This window comes from Acinetobacter lactucae (assembly GCF_001605885.1).
Lineage (GTDB): Bacteria > Pseudomonadota > Gammaproteobacteria > Pseudomonadales > Moraxellaceae > Acinetobacter > Acinetobacter lactucae.
In genome coordinates, this window is sequence record NZ_LRPE01000034.1 from 101,308 (window position 1) to 128,059 (window position 26,752).

Annotated in this window: 24 protein-coding genes; 11 read left to right on the forward strand and 13 right to left on the reverse strand. The window is 38.6% G+C overall.

Annotation, left to right across the window (positions count from 1 at the left end; translation table 11 throughout):
* Positions 1-14 precede the first annotated feature (14 nt).
* A complete protein-coding gene (dapC, locus tag AWW73_RS11920) occupies positions 15-1,184 on the forward strand; it encodes a succinyldiaminopimelate transaminase (protein WP_062849799.1) in 1,170 nt (389 codons plus the stop codon).
* 54 nt (positions 1,185-1,238) lie between these two features.
* Here the strand turns inward: dapC and AWW73_RS11925 are convergent, their stop codons facing one another.
* From AWW73_RS11925 to msrB, 4 genes are all read right to left on the reverse strand, one after another.
* Positions 1,239-1,871, reverse strand: coding sequence for a LysE family translocator (locus tag AWW73_RS11925; RefSeq protein WP_062849748.1), 633 nt, complete (start codon positions 1,869-1,871; stop codon positions 1,239-1,241).
* Positions 1,872-1,935: 64 nt separating this feature from the next.
* Positions 1,936-2,772: an AraC family transcriptional regulator gene (locus AWW73_RS11930; protein WP_062849749.1), complete on the reverse strand. Its 837-nt coding sequence runs from the start codon at positions 2,770-2,772 to the stop codon at positions 1,936-1,938.
* A gap of 8 nt (positions 2,773-2,780) precedes the next feature.
* Positions 2,781-3,266: a glutathione peroxidase gene (locus AWW73_RS11935; RefSeq protein ID WP_002114194.1), complete on the reverse strand. Its 486-nt coding sequence runs from the start codon at positions 3,264-3,266 to the stop codon at positions 2,781-2,783.
* Positions 3,263-3,682 carry a peptide-methionine (R)-S-oxide reductase MsrB gene (gene msrB, locus AWW73_RS11940; protein ID WP_002114184.1) on the reverse strand — a complete coding sequence of 140 codons (420 nt, stop codon included), beginning with the start codon at positions 3,680-3,682 and terminating at the stop codon, positions 3,263-3,265. Before msrB ends, AWW73_RS11935 begins: the two co-directional genes overlap by 4 nt.
* A gap of 239 nt (positions 3,683-3,921) precedes the next feature.
* Here msrB and AWW73_RS11945 point away from each other — a divergent pair, with 239 nt between their 5' ends.
* From AWW73_RS11945 to AWW73_RS11980, 8 genes are all read left to right on the forward strand, one after another.
* Complete coding sequence (locus tag AWW73_RS11945; RefSeq protein WP_016145011.1) at positions 3,922-5,352, forward strand: pyridoxal phosphate-dependent aminotransferase; 1,431 nt, start codon at positions 3,922-3,924, stop codon at positions 5,350-5,352.
* Positions 5,353-5,825: 473 nt separating this feature from the next.
* The gene (locus tag AWW73_RS11950; RefSeq protein ID WP_062849750.1) at positions 5,826-7,133 is read left to right on the forward strand and encodes a dicarboxylate/amino acid:cation symporter; all 1,308 of its coding nucleotides are present in this window, start codon (positions 5,826-5,828) and stop codon (positions 7,131-7,133) included.
* A gap of 671 nt (positions 7,134-7,804) precedes the next feature.
* Positions 7,805-8,872, forward strand: a complete 1,068-nt coding sequence (locus tag AWW73_RS11955) for a type II asparaginase (RefSeq protein WP_016145009.1) — start codon at positions 7,805-7,807, stop codon at positions 8,870-8,872.
* 199 nt (positions 8,873-9,071) lie between these two features.
* Positions 9,072-12,635 carry a DNA polymerase III subunit alpha gene (dnaE, locus tag AWW73_RS11960; RefSeq protein ID WP_062849751.1) on the forward strand — a complete coding sequence of 1,188 codons (3,564 nt, stop codon included), beginning with the start codon at positions 9,072-9,074 and terminating at the stop codon, positions 12,633-12,635.
* A 14-nt stretch (positions 12,636-12,649) separates the two neighbouring features.
* Positions 12,650-13,489: an RNA methyltransferase gene (locus AWW73_RS11965; RefSeq protein WP_016145007.1), complete on the forward strand. Its 840-nt coding sequence runs from the start codon at positions 12,650-12,652 to the stop codon at positions 13,487-13,489.
* The gene (cysE, locus tag AWW73_RS11970) at positions 13,482-14,294 is read left to right on the forward strand and encodes a serine O-acetyltransferase (protein ID WP_016145006.1); all 813 of its coding nucleotides are present in this window, start codon (positions 13,482-13,484) and stop codon (positions 14,292-14,294) included. The genes AWW73_RS11965 and cysE overlap by 8 nt, the downstream gene beginning before the upstream one ends.
* 105 nt (positions 14,295-14,399) lie before the next feature.
* On the forward strand, positions 14,400-15,341 hold the full coding sequence (locus AWW73_RS11975; RefSeq protein ID WP_016145005.1) for an ABUW_2363 family tetratricopeptide repeat lipoprotein: 942 nt from the start codon (positions 14,400-14,402) through the stop codon (positions 15,339-15,341).
* A 115-nt stretch (positions 15,342-15,456) separates the two neighbouring features.
* Positions 15,457-17,463, forward strand: a complete 2,007-nt coding sequence (locus tag AWW73_RS11980; protein ID WP_062849752.1) for an esterase/lipase family protein — start codon at positions 15,457-15,459, stop codon at positions 17,461-17,463.
* A gap of 54 nt (positions 17,464-17,517) precedes the next feature.
* Here AWW73_RS11980 and ahpF read toward each other — a convergent pair whose 3' ends face one another.
* The 3 genes from ahpF to AWW73_RS11995 all read right to left on the reverse strand — a co-directional run bounded on the left by ahpF (position 17,518) and on the right by AWW73_RS11995 (position 20,343).
* A complete protein-coding gene (gene ahpF / locus AWW73_RS11985; protein WP_062849753.1) occupies positions 17,518-19,083 on the reverse strand; it encodes an alkyl hydroperoxide reductase subunit F in 1,566 nt (521 codons plus the stop codon).
* A 178-nt stretch (positions 19,084-19,261) separates the two neighbouring features.
* Complete coding sequence (locus AWW73_RS11990; protein ID WP_000501457.1) at positions 19,262-19,783, reverse strand: chromate transporter; 522 nt, start codon at positions 19,781-19,783, stop codon at positions 19,262-19,264.
* The gene (locus tag AWW73_RS11995) at positions 19,783-20,343 is read right to left on the reverse strand and encodes a chromate transporter (protein ID WP_001017026.1); all 561 of its coding nucleotides are present in this window, start codon (positions 20,341-20,343) and stop codon (positions 19,783-19,785) included. The genes AWW73_RS11990 and AWW73_RS11995 overlap by 1 nt, the downstream gene beginning before the upstream one ends.
* Positions 20,344-20,444: 101 nt before the next feature.
* Between AWW73_RS11995 and AWW73_RS12000 the strand changes: the two genes are divergently transcribed.
* The gene (locus AWW73_RS12000) at positions 20,445-21,347 is read left to right on the forward strand and encodes a LysR family transcriptional regulator (RefSeq protein ID WP_016145002.1); all 903 of its coding nucleotides are present in this window, start codon (positions 20,445-20,447) and stop codon (positions 21,345-21,347) included.
* A 59-nt stretch (positions 21,348-21,406) separates the two neighbouring features.
* Here AWW73_RS12000 and arsH read toward each other — a convergent pair whose 3' ends face one another.
* The 4 genes from arsH to AWW73_RS12020 are packed head-to-tail and all read right to left on the reverse strand — an operon-like array spanning position 21,407 to position 23,972.
* Positions 21,407-22,120, reverse strand: coding sequence for an arsenical resistance protein ArsH (arsH, locus tag AWW73_RS12005; RefSeq protein ID WP_062849754.1), 714 nt, complete (start codon positions 22,118-22,120; stop codon positions 21,407-21,409).
* Complete coding sequence (gene arsB, locus AWW73_RS12010) at positions 22,107-23,153, reverse strand: ACR3 family arsenite efflux transporter (RefSeq protein ID WP_062849755.1); 1,047 nt, start codon at positions 23,151-23,153, stop codon at positions 22,107-22,109. The genes arsH and arsB overlap by 14 nt, the downstream gene beginning before the upstream one ends.
* 10 nt (positions 23,154-23,163) lie before the next feature.
* Positions 23,164-23,637: an arsenate reductase ArsC gene (locus AWW73_RS12015; protein WP_016144999.1), complete on the reverse strand. Its 474-nt coding sequence runs from the start codon at positions 23,635-23,637 to the stop codon at positions 23,164-23,166.
* A gap of 5 nt (positions 23,638-23,642) precedes the next feature.
* Positions 23,643-23,972: a metalloregulator ArsR/SmtB family transcription factor gene (locus AWW73_RS12020; RefSeq protein ID WP_016141299.1), complete on the reverse strand. Its 330-nt coding sequence runs from the start codon at positions 23,970-23,972 to the stop codon at positions 23,643-23,645.
* Between the two features lie 83 nt (positions 23,973-24,055).
* Between AWW73_RS12020 and arsC the strand changes: the two genes are divergently transcribed.
* A complete protein-coding gene (gene arsC, locus AWW73_RS12025; protein WP_062849756.1) occupies positions 24,056-24,484 on the forward strand; it encodes an arsenate reductase (glutaredoxin) in 429 nt (142 codons plus the stop codon).
* Between the two features lie 68 nt (positions 24,485-24,552).
* On the opposite strand, the gene AWW73_RS18670 is transcribed toward arsC, so the two are convergent.
* Both AWW73_RS18670 and AWW73_RS12030 read right to left on the reverse strand, forming a co-directional pair.
* Positions 24,553-24,714 (reverse strand): DUF1427 family protein, encoded by a 162-nt coding sequence (locus tag AWW73_RS18670; RefSeq protein ID WP_058061669.1) that lies wholly within the window; start codon positions 24,712-24,714, stop codon positions 24,553-24,555.
* A 56-nt stretch (positions 24,715-24,770) separates the two neighbouring features.
* Positions 24,771-26,645, reverse strand: coding sequence for an amidohydrolase (locus AWW73_RS12030; protein WP_062849757.1), 1,875 nt, complete (start codon positions 26,643-26,645; stop codon positions 24,771-24,773).
* Positions 26,646-26,752 lie beyond the last annotated feature (107 nt).

Consider the following 26,752-nt stretch of genomic DNA (forward strand, 5'->3'; position numbering starts at 1 on the left):
TTGGTAACTGTTTAATGAACTCTAGCTTGTCGTTATTACATCCGTATCCATTTGAAAAGTTAAACCAACTTTTTAAGGATACTACTCCTGCTAACCTTCCCTTGATTCCTCTATCAATTGGCGAACCGAAGCATCCAGCACCAGAGTTTGTTAAACAGGCTATTATTGATAACTTTAACCATCTATCAACTTATCCAAACAGCAAAGGCTTACCAGAACTTCGCCAAAGCATTGCAAATTGGTTAACCAAGCGCTTTAAACTTAACAGCATTAGCGCTGAAAACCACATCTTGCCTGTGTCTGGTACACGTGAAGGCATTTTCTCTTTTGTACAGGCATTAATTAATCGTGAAGATGCACCTTATGTGGTGATGCCAAACCCGTTTTATCAAATTTATGAAGGTGCGGCTTTACTTGCAGGTGCAAAGCCATACTTCATCAATTGCACAGAAGAAAATGGCTATTTAGGTGATTTTGATGCTGTACCAGCAGAAGTTTGGGAAAAGACAGCCCTTCTTTTTGTATGTACACCAGGTAACCCAACCGGTACAGTGCTTTCTAAAGAACAATTTAAAAAGCTAATTGCCTTATCTGATCAATATAATTTTGTTATTGCTTCTGACGAATGCTATTCAGAACTTTGGTTCGATCAAGCACCTACTGGTCTATTAGAAGTTTGTGCTGAACTTGGCCGCGATGACTACAAAAACTGTATCGTATTCCATTCACTTTCAAAGCGTTCAAACTTACCGGGTTTGCGCTCAGGTTTTGTAGCGGGTGATGCCGATCTGTTAAAGCCATATTTGCAATACCGCACCTATCACGGCGCTGCAATGCCAGTACAACACCAGCTTGCTTCAATCGCAGCGTGGAACGATGAAAACCATGTTGAAGAAAACCGTAAGCAATATCGTGCAAAGTTTGATTTATTCCAATCTGAGCTAGGTCATCTACTCCCATTACAAAAACCTGATGCCGGTTTTTATTACTGGTTAAAAGTCGATAATGATGAAACTTTTGCAAAAATGCTAATGGAACAAGCACACATTAAAGTTTTACCGGGTCGTTATCTATCTCGTGATACCGAACAAGGTAACCCTGGTGCCAATCATGTGCGTATGGCTTTAGTAGCAGATTTGGCACAATGTGAAGAAGTTGTTAAACGTTTAAAAGCGATTCTTTAAACCCAGCAAAATTGCATAGCTTTCAATTTTATTTAGAAGGCTATGCGATCTGCTTTAACTATAGGCAACCAATAGCACTGCGAAAAAAATGAAAGCCAGACTGGAGCAATAATATATTCCTCTGGCAGAGCGTTTAATCTGTGCTAATACACGCTCTTGACGCAATAAACGAACTAATAATAAATTCCACCCGAAAACCACTCCTGTCATCCATATACTCATTAGTAATTTTTGAAATAAGCTAAACTCCTGTTGAATAAGTAGCATTAAGCTACTATAAAACATAATATTTTTAGGATTAAGAAGACTGGATTGCAAACCCAAAGCCAAGCTTTTAGCTTTACTCTTATAATTAGACTCTTGTTCAACCAAACTATTTTCAGCAACAGTAATATTTAAGTTTGTTCCTTGAGTGGCTCTAAAACAGAGAAAACTCAAATAAGCTAAATATCCAGCCCCCAGCCATTTAAGTACTAAAAGAATCGTTGTACTTAAATTGCCAAGCACCATAAATCCAAATATACACACCATTAAGATAACAGCATTACCCAAAGTAATTCCCAGAATAACGCCATAGGTATAACGCGCTCCTTTTTGCAAAAGACTGGTCAAAATAAGAAAAAAATCTGGACCTGGAGATAGTAGTGCTAAAAAGTGAGTAAAGGCGATAACCAAAAAAACTTCCATAACGATTTCATCTTTAAAATTGTATGGAGTAGCTTAAAAATAGAGAAAAATAATTTCTTGTAAATTATTGCGCGGCTGCAAGTTGAAACTGTCGAGGAGTAATTCCCGTATGTGCTTTAAAAGCTTTATGAAAATGGCTTTGATCACTAAAGCCTAAATTGACAGCTAGCTCTGCGAGTGAAATCCCTTGCTTTAATTGAGCTCTGGCTTGATTAATCTTTAAATTAATTTGAAATGCATGTGGAGTTAAACCAACATTGGCCTTGAATAAACGAATGATTGCATATCGACTAAGACCAACCTGCTCTGCAAGCTTTTCAAGAGAAATAAATTGTTCTGACGATTTAATAATATGAATTAAGTCCAAAAAATCTTCATACAAATATTCAGTTTTTTGTATTTCTTGTAATACGAAATGTGGGAGTAACAACTGAGTAAGGCAATAGATCAGCGACTGTTCTTTTTCAATAATTAATTTTTCAGGATCGAATAAAGTTTCATTCATATCAGAAAAAGCCTGATATAAAGTTTCTTCTTTTATTATGAGCGGCTTATGCTGAGGCAGATGTAAATCCAGACCATGTTCTCGAAATTCTGAATACAGCTGATTTAACCACCTTATGTCCAAATGTAGCATTTGGTAGCTCCAATCTTGATCTGGCAAAGGGTTACATGAATGCTCAATATGTGCTGGTACGATCACCAAAGTACCAGCATCAATCTTTTGCAGTGTACCAAATGAACTTTGAAAAACGCTATTCCCCTCGTCTATAGCCCCGATAGAAAACGTTGGATGACTATGAGACTTATAACACGTTCGGCTAAAACAGGACCTTCTGGTTTCAACATACGGCATTCGCCCATCTTGCCAAAACTCAAAAGCTTGAGGAATAGCGTTCATTTAAACGATTAACTCGCTAATGCTTTTTCAATATCAGCTTCTAAAGCTTCTGGCTTAGTCGTAGGCGCATAGCGATTTAAAACAGCACCATCTTTGCCTACCAAAAATTTGGTAAAGTTCCATTTAATGCTACTACTACCTAAAATACCTTTAGCTTCACGTGTTAAATATCTAAAAATCACATGGGCTTCTGGGCCTTTTACATCAACTTTAGCAAACATGGGAAATTTCACCCCATAGTTACGCTGACAGAAGCTACCAATTTCTTTATTACTTCCTGGATCTTGCCCACCAAACTGGTTGCAGGGAAAACCTAAAACTTCTAATCCTTGATCTTTATATTTTTCATAAAGTTTTTCGAGGCCAGCAAATTGTGGTGTAAAACCACATTTACTAGCAGTGTTTACAATTAGTAAAACTTTACCTTTGTAATCAGCCAATTGCTTAACTTCACCCTCTAACAGCTCAGCTTCAAACTGATAAATATTACTCATGGATAGGTTTCCTCATCATTTTTTTCTTCTGTTTTCAGTTGTAATGATGCCGAGTTTACACAGTAGCGCAAACCAGTCGGCTGTGGTCCATCTTCAAATACATGCCCTAAATGAGCTTCGCAATCATGACAAACTATTTCAGTTCTGACCATACCATGCGTTAAATCTTCATGTTCATCAATGACAGCACCATTGATCGGACGGAAGAAACTTGGCCAACCGCAACCGCTATCATATTTGGTATCTGATGAGAACAACTCTGCGCCGCAACAACGGCAGACATAGGTACCATGTTGCTTAGTATTCCAGTATTGCCCCGTAAATGCAGGTTCAGTGCCCTTTTGTCGTGTAATCCGATACTCTTCTGGTGATAACTCTCTTTGCCATTCCCGGTCTGTTTTATTGACTTTTCCCATGACATACACCTTTTATTCTGAAGTAAACATTTCTGATGATCGAGTTTTATATTTACGCCATTCATCACAAAAACACTAGTCTCTGAACGTAAAATTTGTTGGAATTTAAACATATAAAGAACAAAAAGCAAAAAGTAAGCAAAATACAAAATCAAAAGTAAGCAAATTTATTGTCAATCGTCTTTAAAGCAAGCAAACTTAGTGTTATTCTTATTGCGCACGGTTGTATAGGACAGAACATGTCTCAGAAAAAAAGTGTGGTTTTCCAACAGCTACTACCAATTATCAAACAGTATCAGCAATCGGGCTTTACCCATGAAAAAATTGTTGAATTACTAAAAGATCAACATGATCTGAATTTGGTAACAGTTAAAACATTTAAAAGTTATTTATACCGATATGCAAAAGTGAATCCAGCTATGTCTAAAAATACTGCTACTCTCCAATCTATGCCAACTTCTCGAGAAATTAAAAAATCATCGAAGCTTGAGCATGTTTGTTATGACATTCGCGGACCGGTATTGCGAGCCGCCAATGAAATGGAAGAGCAAGGACATAAAATCATTAAGCTGAATATCGGCAACCCTGCTCCATTTGGTTTTGAAGCACCACAAGAAATTATTAATGACGTTGCTTTAAACCTGCCAAATGCAATTGGTTATGTAGATTCAAAAGGCATTTTCCCTGCTCGTAAAGCGATCTGCCAGTACTACCAGCAAAAAGGCATCTTAAATATGCACGTTAATGACGTGTATGTTGGTAACGGTGTATCTGAGCTCATTGTAATGGCTATGCAAGGTCTATTAGATGACGGAGACGAAATGCTTATTCCAATGCCGGATTACCCGCTTTGGACAGCAGCAGTTAATCTTTCAGGCGGTACAGCCATTCACTATAAATGTGATGAAGAAAATAGCTGGTATCCAGATATTGCTGATATTGAAAGTAAGATTACTCCGAATACTCGCGGTATTGTCATCATTAACCCGAACAACCCGACTGGCTCAGTGTATCCACGCCACATTCTTGAACAGATTGTAGCGATTGCAAAAAAATATGATCTAATTTTATTTGCTGATGAAATTTACGACAAAATTATTTATGACGGTATTGAACATGTTTCAGTAGCATCATTAGCGGGCGACCAACTTTGCGTATCTTTCAATGGGTTATCAAAAGCTTATCGTATTGCAGGTTTCCGTTCAGGTTGGATGGCAATTACGGGTGATAAAAGCCGTGCTGCCGACTATATCGAAGGACTAGACATGTTGGCATCAATGCGCCTATGTGCAAACGTTCAAGCTCAATATGCAATTCAAACTGCTCTAGGCGGTTATCAATCTATTAATGACTTGATTCGTCCAGGTGGCCGTTTATACGAACAGCGTAATATTGCATGGGAAATGCTAAACGAGATTCCTGGGGTAAGCTGTGTAAAACCAGACGGCGCAATGTACTGTTTCCCACGCCTCGATCCAAACATTTACCCAATTGAGGATGATGAAAAGTTAATGCTTGATTTGCTACGCGCAGAAAAAGTTTTACTGGTTCAAGGTACTGGCTTTAATTGGCCGACTCCAGATCATTTCCGTGTGGTTTTCCTGCCTGCCGAAAATGAATTACGTGAAGCAATTACTCGTCTAGGTCGTTTCTTAGCCAATCGTCGTTAAAAAAAAGCATAATAAAAAGGCATCCTATAGTTGATGCCTTTTTTTATAAATTTATTTTATTCAATTTTATAAAAGAAGAATTACTCCCCTTCACCACGCCTTTACTATCTAAAAATAAAACATTGAAATTAAGGTAATTTTATTAAATTTCCAATCCTTATAAATTTAAAAATGAGTTCAACTTTGTATTTATATATTTTTACCATACGTTAAAAATTATTTACATTCTCTTAACTTAGCAAATTTTTATTATGCAAAAAATGCATGGTTCAATATATTTTTGCATTTCACACTGCTTCAAAATCAAGCAACAATCCATCTCCATAACAACATCGCCATATTCGTTTCGGTTAAAACAGATTCTGATCTAGGAAGATAACATCGTTAAAACAACCGGACTGAACTAACAAGGAAAGCTTTCAATTATCCAAATCCCATCAAAGGATGATTGAATCAAATGGATAGAGGTTCACATGAAGCAAAAGAAATTGCTCAAGTATATTGTTATTGCTATTTTACTTGGCGTACTAACAGGTTGGGTTTGTCACCACTTCTTTAATGAAGGTGAACAATTGAAGCAAATCGCTTCTTATCTCAACATTCCTACAGATATCTTTTTACGCCTTATCAAAATGATTATTGCTCCATTGGTATTTGCCACAATTGTTTCAGGCATTGTATCAATGGGCAAATCTACATCAATTGGCAGTATTACCCTTAAATCAATGACTTGGTTTATTACTGCTTCGTTCGTATCGCTTGCTATCGGTATGGGTTTGGCAAACTTTTTCCAACCAGGTGCAGCTTTAGATTTAGTATTACCAACTGCACAACAATTGAGTAGCTCTTCTGCTCCAGCGACTACAGGCTTCACTCTACAATCATTTTTAAGCCATGTTTTCCCACGCAGTATTGCTGAAGCAATGGCAAACAATGATATTTTACAAGTCCTTGTTTTCTCTATTTTCTTTGGTTCAGCTCTTGCTTTTGTAAATCAGGGCAAAGAAAAAGATTCAGTGATTATTCGTTTGACTGATGAACTCAGCAAAATCATGTTCCGCATTACTGATTACGTCATGATGTTTGCACCTGTTGCAGTATTTGCAGCCATCGCTTCAGCAATTACAGTACAAGGTTTAGGCTTGATTGTTGACTATGGCATTTTAATCGCAGAATTCTACTTCGGACTTTTATTGCTTTGGATCATCTTATTCTCTGTTGGCGCAATCGTACTTAAAAAAGATATTTTCCGCTTAGGTAAATTAATTCGTGAACCTGTAACCCTTGCTTTTGCTACAGCTTCAAGTGAATCAGCCTACCCTAAAGTAATGGATGCACTAAATAAGTTTGGAGTGCCTAAAAAAGTAACGAGCTTCGTATTACCTTTGGGTTATTCATTCAACCTAGATGGTTCAATGATGTACACAACGTTTGCTGTACTCTTTATTGCTCAGGCTTACAATATTGATCTTAGTTTCACTCAACAAATCTTAATTTTGTTAACTCTCATGGTAACAAGTAAAGGTATTGCAGGTGTTTCTCGAGCTTCAATTGTCGTTATTTCCGCGACGCTCACTATGTTCCATTTACCTGAAGCTGGCATCCTTTTATTACTCGGTATCGATCAATTCCTTGATATGGGGCGTACTGCAACGAACGTAGTAGGTAACAGTATTGCGACCGCAGTTGTTGCCAAGCTTGAAGGCGACAAAGTAATCGACACCGAAGAACTACCAGAACCTGTATTAATTAAATCAAACCAAGAACAAACGATCGCTTAAGTTTCTCTTTTCTCCCACTCTCCCAACTTAAGAGCAATTTTATATGACCTTATAAAATTGCTCTTTTTTTATTTTAAAATTGCTGGTAGATGTTCACCTATATTTTTATATTAAATAATGACTTTAAACTGCTATTAAATTTTCTTAAATCAAACCTTAAAAATAGAATAAAAATTATTCAAAAAAATTTTATATTTTTAAAAATAAATACTAACTGATTAAATTTTAATTCAATTTACCACAATTAAATTATATTAAATTAATAGAATTATTTTTTAACTTACAGTGCAAAATTTAAAATTATCTTAATATTAAATTATAACAATAAAAATCAATAGTATAAAAATATCAAATGGAAAAACAGCACTTAAACACGTCTAATATTTTTTAATTTTATAACGATAAAAAAATCATTAGTTTTGATTATATTAAAAAGTAAACAAAGTAAGATAAATTAGAAAAACTTAATAGATTTTTTATTTTATTCATGTTATTTATTAGCGCTAAATAAAAGCAATGACTAAGCAATTGTTGATGAAACAAAAATGCTATTCAAGGATGCTTCTTATTCAAACAAGTTATGAATATGTTTTACATGGTATGTATTTTGCTTAGGAAAAGCAGTCATATTCAACAAACTTTTACTTCGTCACTTCATAAGGATATTTTCGATGTTGACTAAAACTGTTAAATCTTTAGGTTTAGCGATGGGCTTATTAGCCTGCTCTCTCCCACTTTATGCAAAAAATAATGTTGTTGTAGTTGCGACTGGCGGTACTATCGCTGGTGCTGGTGCAAGCTCGGCAAATAGTGCAACTTATACTGCTGCAAAAGTTCCTGTTGATACGCTAATTAACGCAGTTCCACAAATCAAAGATTTGGCAAATGTAACTGGTATTCAAGCATTACAAATCGCTTCTGAGAGTATTACTGACAAGGAATTATTAGAAATTGCTCGTCAAGTGAATGAGCTTGTTAAAAAGCCATCTGTTAATGGTGTCGTAATTACACACGGTACAGATACTTTAGAAGAAACAGCATTTTTCTTAAATTTGGTTGTTCATACTGATAAACCGATTGTACTTGTTGGCTCAATGCGTCCTTCAACTGCTCTTTCAGCTGATGGTCCACTTAACCTTTATAGTGCAGTTGCTTTAGCAGCTTCAGATGATGCAAAAAATAAAGGCGTTATGGTTCTCATGAACGACTCTATTTTTGCTGCACGTGATGTAACTAAAGGTATTAACATTCATACAAATGCTTTTGTAAGCCAATGGGGTGCTTTAGGTACATTAGTTGAAGGCAAGCCGTACTGGTTCAGACAATCTGTAAAACGTCATACAAATGCTTCAGAATTTAATATTGAAAATATTAAAGGCGATGCACTTCCAACTGTACAGATCGTTTATGGTTCGGACTCTATGCTTCCAGATGCATATGAAGCATATGCTAAAGCTGGTGCTAAAGCGATTATTAACGCTGGTACGGGTAACGGCTCTGTACCAAAATATATCGTACCAACATTACAAAATCTTCACGATAAAAACGGTATTCAAATTATCCGTTCATCACGTGTTGCACAAGGCTTCGTATTACGTGATGCGGAACAACCTGACTCTAAATATGGTTGGGTAGCAGCACATGATTTAAACCCTCAAAAAGCGCGTCTTCTTGCAGCATTAGCTCTTACTAAGACGAATGACACGAAAGAAATTCAGCGCATCTTCTGGCAGTACTAAGTTTTTCAACCAACCCAAACTCAAAGTTTGGGTTGGTCCTATTTCTTAATTAAGAAACTCTTTTATATTAAATCTGTACAATAGATATTCAAATCATTCTTCTTAAATAATAAAATCCTTAACAGTTTGCCAAAATATTAAGCATTTCGTTTTAACTTTGCGTGCTAAACTATGCTGCAGTCGTATTAAGGATTGGTTTATGCAGTTTGTTCATCTCGGTATCTATACAGAATTTTCGATTACAGAGTCGATAGTTCGCATACCCGACTTGGTCAATGCTGCGGTTAAAGACCAAATGCCTGCATTGGCATTAACCGACCTCTCAAACCTACATGCAGCAGTAAAGTTTTATAATTCTTGTTTAAAAAAAGGAATTAAACCGCTTTTAGGTAGCACAATTCGCCTTGATGATGCACAACATCGTGCAACTTTACTTGCAATGAGTAATGTAGGCTGGAAAAGTCTGACTGAAATCGTTTCACGCGGTTTTATTGAAGGTCAACAACTCAGTATTCCATGTGTAAAAAAAGAATGGGTACTTGAACAGCATCAAGATATTATCGTTTTACTTGGCCAGCATAGTGATGTGGGTCAGATGCTTTGTTCATCTAACCCTCAAAAAGCAGCTCCCCTTTTAGAAGCATGGATCGAAAAATTTGGTAATCGTGTTTATCTTGCTTTAACACGTACTGACCGTCCCGGTGAAGAAGACTTTATTCAAGAAGCCGCTAAACTTGCTGCCCAATATAATGTGGGTGTAGTTGCACATAATGATGTGCACTTTGTAGAAAAAGAAGATTTTGAGGCACACGAAGCTCGTGTTTGTATTGCTGATGGCTATGTATTAGCAGATGATCGTCGTCCACGTTTATATAGCCCTGAACAGCACTTTAAAACCTCCGATGAAATGATCGAATTGTTTTCCGATATCCCAAGTGCTATCGAAAACACCTATAACATTGCAAAACGCTGTAATGTTAGCCTACAACTTGGCACCTATTTTTTACCTGATTACCCAATTCCAGATGGCTTTACCATCGACACTTACTTTGAACATTTGTCAAAAGTAGGTTTAGAAGAACGCTTAGATTATCTTTACCCTGTCGAAAAACGTGGCGAAGACTGGCCAGAAATTCGTAAGCCTTACGATGAACGAATTGATTATGAAGTCGGCATTATCCTGAAAATGGGGTTCCCGGGTTACTTCCTTATTGTCATGGACTTCATTCAATGGGCAAAAAATAATGGCGTTCCTGTGGGTCCAGGCCGTGGTTCAGGTGCGGGCTCTCTTGTTGCATATAGTTTAAAAATTACCGATCTTGATCCTCTTCGTTACGATCTACTTTTCGAACGTTTCTTAAACCCAGAACGTGTTTCGATGCCCGACTTTGATGTCGACTTCTGTATCGCTGGACGTGACCGCGTTATCGATTATGTTTCACGCACTTATGGACGTGAAGCCGTGTCGCAAATTGCAACTTTCGGTACGATGGCAGCGAAAGGAGCTATTCGTGACGTTGCCCGTGTATTAGGTAAATCTTACGGTTTAGCTGATCGTATTTCAAAAATGGTGCCTACTAAACCGCTCGGTGTGGACTTAGCCACTGCTATTGAGATGGAACCTCAGCTTAAAGATATTGTTACCAATCCATCTAATCCAGATAATGACGATGCCAGTGAAATCTGGGAAATGGCATTAAAACTAGAAGGTATTACCCGAAATACTGGTAAACATGCTGGTGGTGTTGTCATTGCACCGGGTAAGATTACCGATTTCTCGGCTGTACTTTGTGATGAAGACGGAACCAGCCGTGTTGCTCAATACGATAAAGACGATGTAGAGGCAGCCGGTCTCGTTAAGTTCGACTTCTTGGGTTTACGTAACTTAACCGTTATTGAAGACGCAATTCAAAATATCAATAAAAACCGCGATAGTAATGATCCACTCATTATTTCGCATGTTCCACTTGATGATGCTAAAGCATATTCTGTCTTTGCGGATGCAAATACAACCGCGGTATTCCAGTTTGAATCCGTCGGCATGAAACGAATGCTTAAAGAAGCACGTCCAAGTAAATTTGAAGAGATTATTGCGTTTGTATCATTGTACCGTCCTGGTCCAATGGATCTTATTCCTGACTTTATTCACCGTATGCATGGTGGGGATTTTGAATATCTTCACCCCCTTCTTGAAGGTGTATTAGAACCAACTTACGGGATTATGGTTTACCAAGAACAGGTTATGCAGACGGCACAGATATGTGCGGGTTATACACTCGGTGGCGCTGACTTACTACGCCGTGCAATGGGTAAAAAGAAACCTGAGGAGATGGTTAAGCAGCGTCAAATTTTCTTAGCAGGTGCTGCTGAAAAAGGGATTGACGAAAGTACAGCCAACCATATCTTTGACTATATGGAAAAGTTCGCAGGCTATGGTTTTAACAAATCTCACGCCGCTGCTTATGCTCTCGTTGCCTACCATACTGCATGGTTAAAAGCTCATTATCCTGCCGAGTTTATGGCAGCTGTAATGTCATCGGAAATGCAAAACACTGACAGTGTTGTATTTTTAATTGATGACTGCCGAAATAATGGCCTAGAAGTTTTACCACCATCCGTCAATATGTCGACCTATCATTTCCATGCGAGCGATGATAAAACGATTGTTTATGGTTTAGGTGCGATTAAAGGTGTTGGCGAGCAAGCGATGCAGTCCGTAATTGACTCTCGCCGACAGTTTGGCCCTTATACAGATCTATTTGATTTTTGCCATCGTATTGATCTGAAGAAAATTAATAAGCGTACTCTTGAAGCTTTAATCCGTGCGGGTGCACTTGATTGCTTAGGAATCGAACGTGCAAGCTTAATGGCTCAATTGCCTGAAGCCGTGCAAGCTGCCGAACAAGCACGCAGTAACCGTGAAAGCGGTATTATGGACTTGTTTGGTGAAGTTGAAGAAGTTCAGCGTAAGCCTGCTAAACCGGTAAAACCGTGGAGTGATGAAGTTCGTCTAAAAGGCGAAAAAGATACGCTTGGGTTATATTTAACGGGCCATCCAATTGATGTTTACCGACAAGAACTTAAAGCTTTTATTCCTGTAAAACTTAATGAAATTACGGCTACACGTCGTGGTGTTACAACAGTTTATGCAGGACTAGTGATTGACGTTGCAAACTTTCCAAACCGCGTAGTTATTGTACTAGATGATGGTACCGCTCGTATTGAAGTAAGTTGCAATCATGAACGTTTCCAGCGTTTTAAAGATATTATCCAAGTTGAGCGCGTTGTCGTCTTTGAAGGCGAAATTTATGAAAGAGAAGGCTTTGAACGTCCAATGGGCCGTTTAACCAAGGCTTTTACTTTAAATGAAATACGACAAAAACGTGCTAACAGTATTCAGATCAAATTAACTGAAGAGTTTATGCAAGCCACTTTGGCAAAAGATCTGCAAAATATCATCTTGCCATTTTGCAATGTAGATATGCATCAACATATCACCTTACAACTCTTGATTGATCAACCTTATGCTCAAGCCGAGCTTCAACTTGGTCCACAATGGAAAGTCGCTCCTTTAGATGAATTACTTGCTAAACTCAGAGATTATTTCGGTAAAGATAATATTTACATTGAATATCAAGTAAAGTCGAAAGCAGCTAAAGCAGCAGAACCTGTCCGTCCGCAAACCGTTGCTTCCCCTCCCGCGGACGTGACTATGGACGATGCATTGGATTTATACCAAAGCGAAGTTTCTCAATATTCGTAATTTCTGGAAATCTTATGAGTTCGTTTGATCACACCACTGTGTCAAAACAGTTAGCACAAGTGCGTATTGTCATGGTAAATACCACTTTGCCTGCTAATATTGGCAGCGCTTTACGTGCCATGAAAACAATGGGACTAATTAAATTAGTTCTGGTTGCTCCAAAAACATATCCGCATCCAGATATACAAGCGCTCGCTGCTGGTGCTCAAGATTTATTTGAACATCTTGAGATTGTAGATACTTTAGAAGATGCCATTAAAGATTGCCATTTAGTGTTTGGAACAAGTGCACGTAGCCGTACCATTCCTTGGCCTCTACTTGATGTACGACCTGCAGCTAAAGAAGCCATTAAAGCCACCACTCAAGGACAACAAATTGCGATTGTTTTTGGCCGTGAAGATCGTGGTTTAACAAACGAAGAATTAGCCCTGGCCAATTATCATTTAACAATTCCTGTAAATCCGGACTATGGCGTATTAAATGTTGCGCAAGCAATCCAAGTCGTATGTTACGAACTTCGCATGTCTGCTCTAGAACAACAAAACGTGGACCAAGATGCAGAAGAAATGCCATTAGTTCAAGGTCAAAGCATGCAATGGGATGAACCATTGGTGACTCAGCAACAAATGGAAGAGTTTTATCCTCATCTAGAAAAAATGTTGACTGAAATTGAATTTTTAGATCCAGACAATCCACGTTTATTACCTTTACGCTTGCGTCGTTTATTTGGTCGTATACAATTAGATCGTATGGAATATCATTTACTTCGCGGTATTTTTAGTCGTGTACAAGCCCTAACAAGTGGTAAATGGAAAAAAGCATTATCTGACAAGGAGGATCAACCCAATGCTTAAACAGCTTAAAGAAGATATAAAGGCTGTATTTGCGCGAGATCCTGCTGCACGCAATACACTTGAGGTTCTTACCACCTATCCTGGCATTCATGCGATTATGATGCATCGTGTCGCGCATGAATTATGGCAAAAAGATTGTAAAGGAGCTGCTCGCCTTCTTTCTTCATTTAGCCGTTTTGCAACAGGTATTGAAATTCATCCAGGCGCTAAAATCGGTAAACGTTTTTTTATTGATCACGGTATGGGTGTTGTGATTGGTGAAACTGCTGAAATTGGCGACGATGTTACGCTTTATCATGGTGTTACCCTCGGTGGTACAACATGGAAGACCGGCAAACGTCACCCAACTTTAGAAGATGGCGTGGTGGTTGGTGCGGGTGCGAAAATTTTAGGCCCATTTACGGTAGGTAAAGGTGCAAAAGTCGGTTCAAATGCTGTTGTGACTAAAGCCGTTCCTGCCGGCGTGACTGCTGTAGGAAACCCGGCTCGCTATATTTATAAAGATGCCACAGACAAGAATAAAGATGAAGAACGTCGTCGTGATTATGCGCAAAGTATTGGTTTCGCTCCATATGCGACAACTGCTGATCAGTCAGACCCTATTTTAGAAGGTATGCGTGTTTTGCTTGATCGTATTCAACATAATGAAACGCGTATGAATAATTTATGCCAGCGTTTATCAGAGCTAGACCCTAGTTTCAAAAAAGAAAGTCAGGATCAACAGCCTTTTAGTGATGAAGAGCTGAAAATTATTGAAGAAGTTCGTCGTGAGTGCGGTGCGCAAGATAAGACATCAAAAACGTAATATTCTTGATTCATAATGTAACACGCTTACCCTTGCATGTCTGTTTAGCTTTTCCTAGACTTACCTGTACCAAATCTGACTTTACTAAAATGAACGGAAGATCCTATGAATTTTAAGCCTTTGGCATATATAATCCTTGCGACCTCAAGTTTAACCGCTTGTACAATGGCACCCGTAAAAGAACAAAAAATTGAGCCTTTTGTTTTCAAGGAACCAGAGCTTACTCCTCCTTTTTATGCACTAAACCCTTTTAACTATGATCAGCCACCGGCATTTGAAGTTGCATTAAAAGATGCTGCTGCACAGCCTGTAACGAAAATGGTGGTTAATCGTCAAGATGATCCGACCAAACAACTTACTCTCGACGTCAACAAACTGATTATTCCGACTGTCAATAATTCACAACGTTCAATGAAATACGCAGTTTTAGCTGGTGAAAATGAAATTGACGTGACTACTATTGATGACTTTTTACAATTAGTAGAAGGTAAAGCACGTCACTACCCACCTCGCTTTACTGACCGCCAAGAACGTAAAGGCTTTGAAAGTAAACTTAAAGAAGTCACACAGCAACTCGATACACTTGCTGCAAATGAAAATGCATCATTTGATATTTTAATTCGTGCTTTTAAAGCAAGTGTTCTTGCACGTAACCTTGATTTAGGTACTGTTCATACAACTAAATCTTTAGAATATGCTCAAAGACTTTTGAAAATTAATCCAGATGATGCAGAAACAAATTTCTGGTTCGGTTTTGGTTTATCTGAAGGTGGCGGCCAACGTGAAGCTATTCCATACTTAGACAAAGCCATTAAAGGTAATGTTCAAGAAGCATATCTAGCTGCTGCAAATAACTATATTGCAATGGAACAAAAGAAAAACGCGATCCAGACGCTGAAGAACTATAAAGTTAAATATCCAGATGAAGCGGAAATTGCTGATCGTTTAATTCAAGAAATTGAAAAACAAGGTCGTTGGAACGTATGGCAAGTTTTAACTAACCCAGCAATGTCTCCTGCTACTCCTACTCAAACACCTAAAAAGTAAGTTTAATGATTTAAAAAGGGCTGTTTTGACAGCCCTTTTTTATATTTGATCATTTGAAAATTACTTTAAAATTTGTATGATCTACCTACCATTGAGCCACTATATTTTGACCCTAATGTTTTCAATAAAAAGAAACAAAACACTGCTGACGGTCATGCTACTCGGTTCAATTCTGAGTGGATGTCAGGTCGTAAATGTTAAACAGCAAGCTTTGAATGTAACAATTGCAAATGAACGTAATAGTATTCTTACCCAAGATAAACTCAGCGAAGCAAGTCTGAATGTTTTATCAATGTCTGGGCAGGAAGCTAAAGTTTGTACAGATACACCTGAAACCTGTGTAAATCAACTCAAAAACCTTCCTCAAATTTTAGATGAACAGTTCTTATCGGCTGCAAGTGAGATGTATCTCGCAAAAGCAATGGCTTTATCAGATACGTCTAACTGTAAAGTAAGTAAATTTACCAAGCATAAGTCTGAAGAAGAACAAAAGAATATTCTAAATAGATATGATGATTGCTTAGACCAGCAATTGAGTCTATTAGATAAAAGTATTCGCTATAGCTATGCTTATCTATTTTCAACAAAACGTCAGCCTAATGACCGTATTTTTGATAATAGACAAGTTCAGATTCGCGATTTCTATAATCAAGCAATTGCCAAAATGGTCAGTGTTTATGATTTAAGACATCCTAAAAAAAATGTGGTTGAACCACAAATTCATATTGGTAAAAGTGTTTACTCAATCGATTTTGAATTTCATAAACAACTCACAGGTCAAAAATTAGAAAAATTAATTTCAAGTTATAACTTAAATTTTTCAGGCTTAAGAACTATTAACCGCCGTGATGGTTTTGGATCTGAATTTGTGGCTGTTTTTCCGAGTTCAGGAAATGAAGATATTAATGAATATATTCTAGATCCACTTAAATATAATTATAAAAATGGTGTAAATCCAAATATTCATAATGCACGCTATTTAGCTGCGACGATTGTAGCTGAACCTAAACACGCGACCACTGTCGAAGAAATCATAAATAATCCTGAATTCGTGATTCGAGTTTATGATCCCTATCGAACAGATAATATTAATGTAGCAGGCAAACAATATCCTCTAGCTGCTAACTTTTCAGCACCTTATGGTCTATGGTTAGCCGAAAACAATTTAGGGGTTGCAGCCTATTTAAGTCTGATTGATCGTGATCAGCATTTAACAATGCCGCATCTCTACATGCTTGAACCGTACAATCCAAATAAGAAAATTATTGTGTTAGTCCATGGTTTGGCAAGTAGCCCGGAAGCTTGGATTGCGCTCACCAATGATGTTATGGGCGATACGGTATTAAGAGACAATTATCAAGTTTGGCAAGTCTTCTATTCAACTAACATGCCAATTTTGGAAAGCCGTTTCCAGATTTATGCACTACTCAAACAAGCTTTTAGTTCATTAAACCCAAGTGACCCTGCCGCGCATGATGCTGTTCTTGTTGGACATAGTATGGGAGGTATTATCAGCCGTTTACTGGTCAGTGATGGAGATATTACGAAACCTGCTTTAGATTTAATGACGATCCGTCAGCAAAATCGCTTTAAAAAACATCCAATGGTTACCGAACGATTGCAAATGCATTCAATCAATAATTTTGATCGCGCAATTTTCTTGGCTTCCCCTCATCGAGGTACAGATTATGCAGATCGTTGGTTTACCTTGGCGGCACGTAAAATCATTCGTTTACCTGGTGCATTCTTGTCAGCTGTAGCAACTTCACTGACAACCGAAAATTTAGATGTTAAAGATTTCTTGAGTAATATTGATAATGGTTTGATTCAAAATGGACCAAGTGATCTAAGTCATCAATCTAAATTTATGGAGCTGACTAAAAATATTAATCCACATCAAGGATTAGTTTTCCATTCAATAATGGGAAATATTACCAAGAGTGATGATCCAAATGTGATTACCGATGGTATTGTTCCGTACAAAAGTGCTCACTTAGACGGAGCAAAGTCTGAGAAAGTTCTTCCAGGTGGTCATTCCATCCAGCTTACACCGCAAGCTGTATTAGAGTTGCGTCGTATTTTACGAGAACATTTAGTCGAACATGGTTTATATAAACCATAAAAATAAAAAAGAGCCAAAGGATATCCTTTGGCTCTTTCGTTTTGGGATTAAATTTTACTGCCCAGAACGGATGATGTAATCAAATGCAGAGAGCGATGCTTTAGCACCTTCACCTGTAGCAATAATGATTTGCTTGTAAGGTACAGTGGTACAGTCACCTGCAGCGAATACACCTTGAACATTGGTTTCATTGCGGTCATTGACAATGATCTCACCACGGTTGGTTAACTCAACTTCACTGTCTTTCAAGAAGTCAGTGTTTGGTAGTAAACCAATCTGTACAAAGATCCCTGCAAGCTCGACCACATGCTCTTCGTCAGTGGCACGGTCTTTATATTTAAGACCAGTCACTTGTGAACCATCACCTAGCACTTCTGTACTTAACGCATTCATAATCACAGTGGTGTTTGGCAAGCTATGCAATTTGTTTTGCAATACTTGGTCTGCACGAAGTTTGGTATCGAACTCAACCAGAGTTACATGCTCAACAATCCCTGCAAGGTCAATTGCTGCTTCAACACCTGAGTTACCGCCACCAATCACTGCAACACGTTTGCCTTTAAACAATGGGCCATCACAGTGTGGACAGTATGCGACACCACGGGTACGGTATTCTTGCTCACCCGGTACATTCATTTCTCTCCAACGTGCACCTGTTGAAAGGATTACAGTTTTCGATTCAAGTTTTGCACCGTTTTCAAGTTCAACTTCAACCAGACCGTTTTCAGTTTGGTTGGCACCTGTGATTTTGCTCACACGTTGCAAGTTCATGATATCAACATCATATTCACGAACATGCGCTTCCATTTCGGCAGCAAACTTAGGACCTTGCGTCTTTTGCACAGAGGTGAAGTTTTCAATGTCCATGGTATCCATGACCTGACCACCAAAGCGTTCAGCCACGATACCGGTGTTAATGCCTTTACGAGCAGCATAGATCGCAGCTGTTGCACCTGCAGGACCACCACCAATGACCAATACATCAAAGGCATCTTTGGCATTAAGTGCTACTGCATCTTTTTCGGCAGAGTTGGTATCAAGTTTTGCCACAATCTCTTCAAGGGTCATACGACCTTGACCAATATGTTCATTGTCTTGGAATACCATTGGTACAGCCATGATTTTGCGTTGTTCGACTTCATCTTGGAAGAATGATCCGTCAATCATGGTTGCCGTGGTGTTCGGGTTGTAAATTGCAATCAGGTTAAGTGCCTGTACTACATCCGGACAGTTATGACAGCTGAGTGATACAAACACATCAAAGTTTGCTTTGAGGTTTAAACCTTTAATCTGGTTGAGTACTTCATCTGAAACTTTAGGTGCATAACCAGACACCTGTAACAGTGCCAAGATCAAAGACGTAAACTCATGACCCATCGGTAAGCCAGCAAAGAACACACGAGGTTGTTCACCTGCTTTAGCCACACCAAAGCTTGGACGACGTGTATTGTTACCGTCAAAACGGGCAGTCACCTTGTCAGAAAGCTCGGCGATTTCACTTACCAGCTCTTTAATTTGAGCAGCTTTATCTGATTCATCTAAAGCAGCAACTAATTCGATGGGACTTTCTAGACGTTCTAAATAAGCTTTTAATTGAGTTTTAATGTTTTGATCTAACATCTGTTTTTTACTCCAATGCATCCAAATTCTTTCAATAGATGCATAGTACGTTAAAACATAAAATAGGTAAAACAGTATGTTTTTATAGATTTGATCGGTTTTTTAGATTTTGTTATTCACGTCTATTAAAAAAAGCCAACCTGAACTCATCCCAGCGCAGGTCAGCAAACTGGTTAAACTAGAGTAAGACCACACCAAATACAGCCCCAGCAATCAGTACATGCAAGGGATGAACTTTTTTAATTAAAGATAATAAAGTTGCAATGACCACCATAATAATGAGTAAAGTATTTATGGCAGCTGCTTCGGAAATAATCCATGCACTGGCAAGTACAGTTCCCACAGTGACAGGTTGTAAAGCAAGCTGTAAAACACGGCGCCATTTCTTATCTTTAAATTTTGACCAACCTCTCATCACAAATACAGTAATAAGAGATGAAGGTAAAAATTTAGCGGTAGAAGTCACAAGTAGACCTGACAACCCTGCTACATGCCACCCTACCAACGGTACAATCATCATGTTTGGACCGGGTGCTGCTTGAGCCATAGCAAACAGAGCACTAAATTCTTGTGCCGTCATCCAATGATGAATATCAACTACTTGGCGTTGCATTTCGGGCAAAATTGTATTCCCGCCACCAAATGCAATAAGAGACAATTGAGTAAAAATGATCGCTAAAGTAAGTAGAACTGCACCCATTACACACGTCTCCAAATGATAGCTGAATAAAATGCCAACAAAATCAGCATCGTCACTAGTAAAGAGATTTTTAGAAAAGCAATACTGATAATTGCAGCAACAACTACGCAAATCGCTAATGGATTACGTAATAATGGCTTAAGCATTTTCAAACCTGTTGCAACTAGCAGCCCCGCTGCCGCCGCAGCTAGCCCTTCAAAAAGATGCTTCACCATTAAATTATCTTGGAACTGTTCATAGACATAGTGTAAAAGTACAACAATTATCGTAGGTGCAAGAATCAAACCAATGAGTGAACTCACTGCCCCACGAACACCACGAAACTCCATGCCAATCGCAACCGATAAATTAATAATATTGCCGCCCGGTAAAAATTGACACAGACCCAGTAACTCAGTGAATTTTTCAGGGCTTAACCACTGTCTCTGCTCTACAATAACTTTACGGGCTAAAGGCAGCACGCCACCGAATCCAATTAAACCTAATGTTAAAAAACCTAAAAATAACTCTGTGCAGGTCGGGACACTCTCCTTCTGCACGGCAATCTCAACATGGTTCATTTTCGTTACTTTTCACTTTATCTGACCAAGATAGGATGATACTTTTGTGGTATATCTACAAATGCTTTTATTTTCATTAACCATACCATAAAGGTATTCCTATGCTCGATTTACATAAGCTCCATGCCTTTGTTGTGGTAGTTGAAGAAAGGAATATTACACATGCCGCAAACCGATTGTTTATTCAACAGCCACCTCTAACGCGTTTACTTAAAAAACTCGAAGAAGAACTCGGTACTCAATTACTTATTCGTCAACCGCGTGGTATTGAACCTACAGAAGCAGGCTTAGCATTATTTAAAGAGGCACAAATTTTACTAGAGCATGCCAGACATATTCCCAAATTAGTCCAAGATGTTAGCCAAGGTAAAACGGGACAACTTAATATTGGTTTTACAAGTTCCGCAGGTTTGCATCCGCTTATTTCACTTGTATTACGCTCATATCGAGAAATATATCCAAAGGTACAAACCAAACTTGAAGAAGCAGGTAGCCAAAAACAATTAGATCGATTAATTTCAGAGAAACTTGATATTGCTTTTTTAAGAGCACCGATCAGCCGTGATATTGGGTTAAAACATCTTCATATATTAGATGAACCAATGATGGCAGCATTGCCTATAGGCCATCCACTTACACAAAAAGAAAAAATTAGCTCAAATGACTTGTCAGATGAAAATTTTGTTTTATACCGTCGTTCTTCAGGACAAGGTTTATACGACAATATTTTATATAGCTGCTATCAGGCAGGTTTTAGTCCACGCATTATTCAAGAAGCGCCTCGACCTACCGCTACATTAAATTTAGTCGCTGCTGGAATTGGTATAACGATTGTGCCAGCCTCAATGCATAATTTTTGGGAACACGAAATTGTATACCGCGAGTTTGATGATTCAATAAAGCTGAATGCGCCTCTTTACTTAATTACAAGAGAAAATGAAAATTCAGCCAAAGTGGCAAACTTTATTGAATTATTACAGAAACTATTACCGACAATGATTTAATCTCAAAAAATACTCAATAAAAAGTGCCCTAACTAGAGCACTTTTTGGGATGAAACTGTTTATTTTTGATTTACTCGTTTTGATAGTTCTTCTGCCGATTCTTTCCGCTCCGAATAGCGATCAGTCAGATACTGTTTTTGCCCACGTGTTAATAATGTGAACTTATACAACTCCTCCATAACATCAACGATTCGATCATAGTAAGAGGATGGTTTCATACTGCCATCTTCTTCAAACTCTAAAAAAGCTTTAGCAACTGAAGACTGATTCGGGATAGTAATCATACGCATCCAACGTCCTAAAATGCGCATTTGATTAACCGCATTAAAAGACTGTGAACCACCGCTGACTTGCATAACCGCTAAGGTTTTACCTTGTGTTGCACGTATTGCTCCACCAGCTAAAGGAATCCAATCAATTTGAGCTTTTAAAATTGAACTCATCGCCCCATGACGTTCAGGCGAACACCACACCATACCTTCTGACCAAGCCAAAAGTTCATGTAACTCTTGTACTTTTGGATGATCAGTTGCTGCATCTTCGGGTAAAGGCAAACCTTTAGGGTGAAAAATTTTGACTTCGGCACCTAGGTATTCAAGGATACGCCCAGCAGTTAGCACAGCAAAACGGCTATAAGAGCGCTCACGATTCGAACCATATAACAATAAAATACGGGGTGGATGTTCAAGCTGCTGTGCTTGGATTTGTTCGAATGTAGGCTTCTCCAAAAGGTTGAGCTCTACATTTGCTAAATCATTATTATAACTGTTCATGTGAGAAATACTTTTTCTTTAACCAAAGTGAAACTGAAACGAGTGAAATAAGTACAGGTACTTCAACCAATGGTCCAATCACTGTAGTAAAAGCAACCGGAGAAGCTAAACCAAATGTGGCAATGGCAACCGCTAAAGCGAGCTCAAAATTATTACCCGCTGCGGTAAATGAAATGGCAGTAGTACGTGGGTAGTTATTCCCCATCTGTTTACTCATAAAGAAGCTGATAAAGAACATCACCACAAAGTAAATCGTCAGTGGGACAGCAATCAGCAATACATCTAGAGGCAAACTCACCACATCGCCACCTTTTAAACTAAACATCGCGACAATAGTAAAGAGTAAGGCGATTAGACTTAACGGGCTAATTTTTGGTAAAAACTTAGTTTGATACCAGTCCAAACCTTTTGATTTAACTAAAACCAAACGTGTTAAGAAACCCATTAAAAATGGGATACCCAAATACACCAATACCGCATGGGTAATCGTCCAGAAGTCAACGTTAATTACTTGTCCAGCCACACCAAAGTATGGTGGCAAAAAGGTTAGAAATAGCCATGCATAAGTACTAAAGAATAAAATCTGGAAAATACTATTAAAGGCCACTAGAGCAGCTACGTATTGGTTATCCCCACATGCCAAACCATTCCAGACTAAAACCATTGCAATACAACGTGCTAACCCAATTAGAATGAGACCCGTCATATATTCTGGATAGCTATGTAAAAAAATAATCGCAAGAATAAACATTAAGACTGGAGCAATAATCCAGTTCTGTACCAACGATAAAGTTAGGGTTTTCTTATCTTTAAACACTTCTGGCAAAGCTGCATAGTCTACTTTTGCCAAAGGCGGATACATCATTAAAATTAAACCAATCGCAATTGGAATATTAACGTTATCTATACTGAGCTGATTTAAAGACACTGATGCTTGAGGAAAGAAAACACCAATGGCTACACCTAAAGCCATAGCAATAAAAATCCATAGCGTTAGGTTTCTATCTAAAAATGATAGCTTAGATTTGGCCATGTCATTCTCTTTAATCAATATGCGAGATTTGGTTAATTTCATTAATAAGTTGCGAACGGCTCAAATGTGCAACATCTAATGCAAATAAAGCGTCTAAACGGCGGTTAATATGATTGACAGTCTCTTGGAACGCTTTGAGTTTTTCTTCTTTTGGTAAGTCGAGATGTGACGGGTCACTTAAGCCCCAATGTGCTTTAATCGCACCACCTAAATATAGTGGGCATGCTTCTTGCGCTGCTGAGTCACAAACAGTAATCACTACATCTGGTTGATATTGCTCGCAATCGTCAATCGTTTTACTCCATAAGCCATCTGTAGATAAACCTAAATTTTCAAGTGTTTCAATCGTTAGCGGATGTACCTGACCAGAAGGTTTGCTGCCCGCACTATAAGCTTTCCACCCTTCTGGTGCGCGGCTATTAAATAAAACTTCTGACAAAATACTACGGCAACTATTACCCGTACATAGAAATAGAAATTTCATGATCTTTACTCACAAAAGGTAGAAATAGACCCTAGCTGACCAGACAATGGTTTCATTGCATCGTCATCTTGCTGCGCCAAAATATTCAAAATATTGTTTGCCCAGATCGGTAGTTCAGGATTAACGCTGTAATACACCCATTGCCCCTGTCTTGAATCAAGAAGTATGCCATGCGTGCGTAATAGGGCTAAATGTCGGGAAATTTTTGGTTGGCTCAACTCAAGCTGTTCAGTTAGCTCGCAGACACAAATATTTTGTTTGCTCAGAACTAACTTAAGAATGTTTAACCGAGTTTGATCAGAAAGACATTTAAAGAAATCGACTTGAGTGATCATATATGCAGCCACTTATATTCGTTATTGCAAATATACGGATATCCATATATAAATGCAATATCTTAATTCAATGAATAATTATCATGGCGGAACTAGTGAAGATTTACCATAATCCAGCATGTGGCACATCACGCAATACATTGGCACTCATTCGTCATGCGGGGTTTGAGCCTATAGTGATTGAATATTTAAAAACACCCCCTAGTAAAGATGAACTGATTCAACTCATTAAGGATTCAAATCTAAATGTACGTGAAGCAATCCGTAAAAATGTTGATCCCTATAAAGATTTAGAACTTGAACAAGACTATTGGACCGACGAACAGTTAATTGATTTTATGGTTCAGTACCCAATTTTAATTAATCGCCCATTTGTGGTTACATCCAAAGGCACACGCCTTTGCCGCCCTTCTGAGGTTGTATTAGACATTTTAGATTCACAAAACTTAGGCTATTTCGCAAAAGAAGATGGTGAAGTGATCATTGATGAACAAGGTCGGCGTATAAAGTAATTAAAGATACTTATTAATATAAAAAGCTAAATGGCGTAACACCATTTAGCTTTTTTGAGTGAAACAGATTAAAAATAAGACTTAATAAAAGGAAGAAGTTGCTCTCCGATTACCATGCCTAATAACCCCACTAATGCAACAAGAGGCGGAGCTGGTGACTTCACATTTAAAACATAATATAAGATACCAACGAGTAGCCCTACAGCCAAAGATAACAAGTACATTTTCATCGTACATACCTTAAGGAATCAAGCCATTTAACGAGGCAGATTCCCATACTGTTTATTTAAAATGCAAAACACGAGCACCCGAGCGCACCCCAGAAAGATGTTTTGTCCTTATCATTTACAGGAACATCAAGCATCCACGCATGGCTATGTCCATGCACGCCACAGCTGCTAGCACAAGCACACAATGCACTTTGTGACTGTAATGACTGATTCGAAGGTGCATTACGGTTTTCAGATAAACGCCACTGACCACCAAAACGTTTTACTGGCGACCATGTTGGTGATGCTGGCGGTAACGATGGATCATCTTGCTTGAATTCTGCCCCTGCATATACTACTTTTCCACCCAAAATGGTCAGTACAGACTCAATCCATTGGATATCTTCTGCTTCAACTTTAAAGTAGTCATCTGACAATACAACTAAGTCAGCAAGTTCTCCTGCTGTGAGTGAACCTTTGACATCTTTTTCACCTGAGAACCAAGCCGAACCTTTAGTCCAGAGTTTAAGTGCTGTCTGACGGTCTAATAGATTTTTTTCATCATAGAGCGGTAAACCACCGACTGTTTTACCAGTACTTAGCCAGTACAAACACACCCAAGGGTTATAGGATGCAACTCGAGTCGCATCTGTTCCCGCACCGACAGGAACACCGAGCTCTAACATTTTCTTGACTGGTGGTGTTGCTTGAGCAGCCTCGGCACCATAGCATTTTACGAAAATCTCACCTTGATATGCCATACGATGTTGAATGGCAATACCACCACCCAACGCACCAATACGTTCGATATTACGCTCAGATACAGTTTCGGCATGATCAATAATAAATCGAGTGGCAAATGGCTGTTTTGAATTGACGCGCTCAAATACATTGAGTAAACGATTAATACTTTCATCATAGGTTGCATGAATACGGAATGGCCATTTCTTTTCAGCCAAGTGCTCTACGATGGCTTCGAGTTCACCTTCCATTTTTTCTGGTAAATCTGGACGTGGCTCATAGAAATCTTCAAAGTCACCCGCCGACCAAGTCAGATTCTCACCTGCTCCATTCATTCTAAATAGTTCATCACCATCGCCCGGAAATGTCATTTCTGTCCAGCGTCGATAATCATCAAGCTCTTGGCCTGCCTTTTGAGCAAATAAGTTATAAGCAATTCGCACTGTCATTTGATTTAGATCGTGTAATTGTTTAATCACATCATAATCTTCAGGATAGTTTTGACCGCCACCGCCTGCATCAATTGCGGAAGTAATACCTAATCGGTTCAACTCACGCATGAAATGACGAGTTGAATTGACTTGATCTTCAACTGGCAATTTCGGTGCTTTCCCTAAGGTCGAATATAAAATCATAGCCGATGGCGTAGCAAGCAACAGTCCTGTTGGCTCACCTTTTTCATTTCGTACAATTTTGCCGCCAGGTGGGTCAGGTGTATCTTTGTTAAAGCCTAATACATCAAGGGCAGCTCGATTCAACAAGGCGCTGGCGTATAAATGCAAAACAAAGACAGGAGTATCTGGCGCAGCTTTATTAATTTCTTCTAAAGTCGGTAAACGCTTTTCGGCAAATTGAAACTCAGTCCAACCGCCTACTACACGGACCCATTGTGGAGCTGGCGTATTATCTGCTTGCTCTTTAAGTAAGCGTAGTGCATCTGCAACGGATGGCACACCTTCCCAGCGCAGCTCCATATTATAATTTAGGCCGCCACGAATAATGTGCAGATGACTGTCATTTAGTCCCGGTATAACACGACGGCCATTTAAGTCTACAACTTTGCTGGTTGCTGCTGCCAGCTTCATGATTTCATCATTTGTGCCAGTGCGTACAACTTTACCGTCTGCTATGGCAATTGCTTGTACTTCTGGATTTTTAGGATCTAGTGTGGTGATTTTACCGTTTTTGAGTATGAGGTTTATTTCGGTCATTCTGAACTCCATTCTTGTGAATTATCGTTCTAAAAAATAAAGGCATATCTGTATTAATATCGCTTAAATATTGAATACTAGACATGCCTTTACCTAAATCAGTTCTG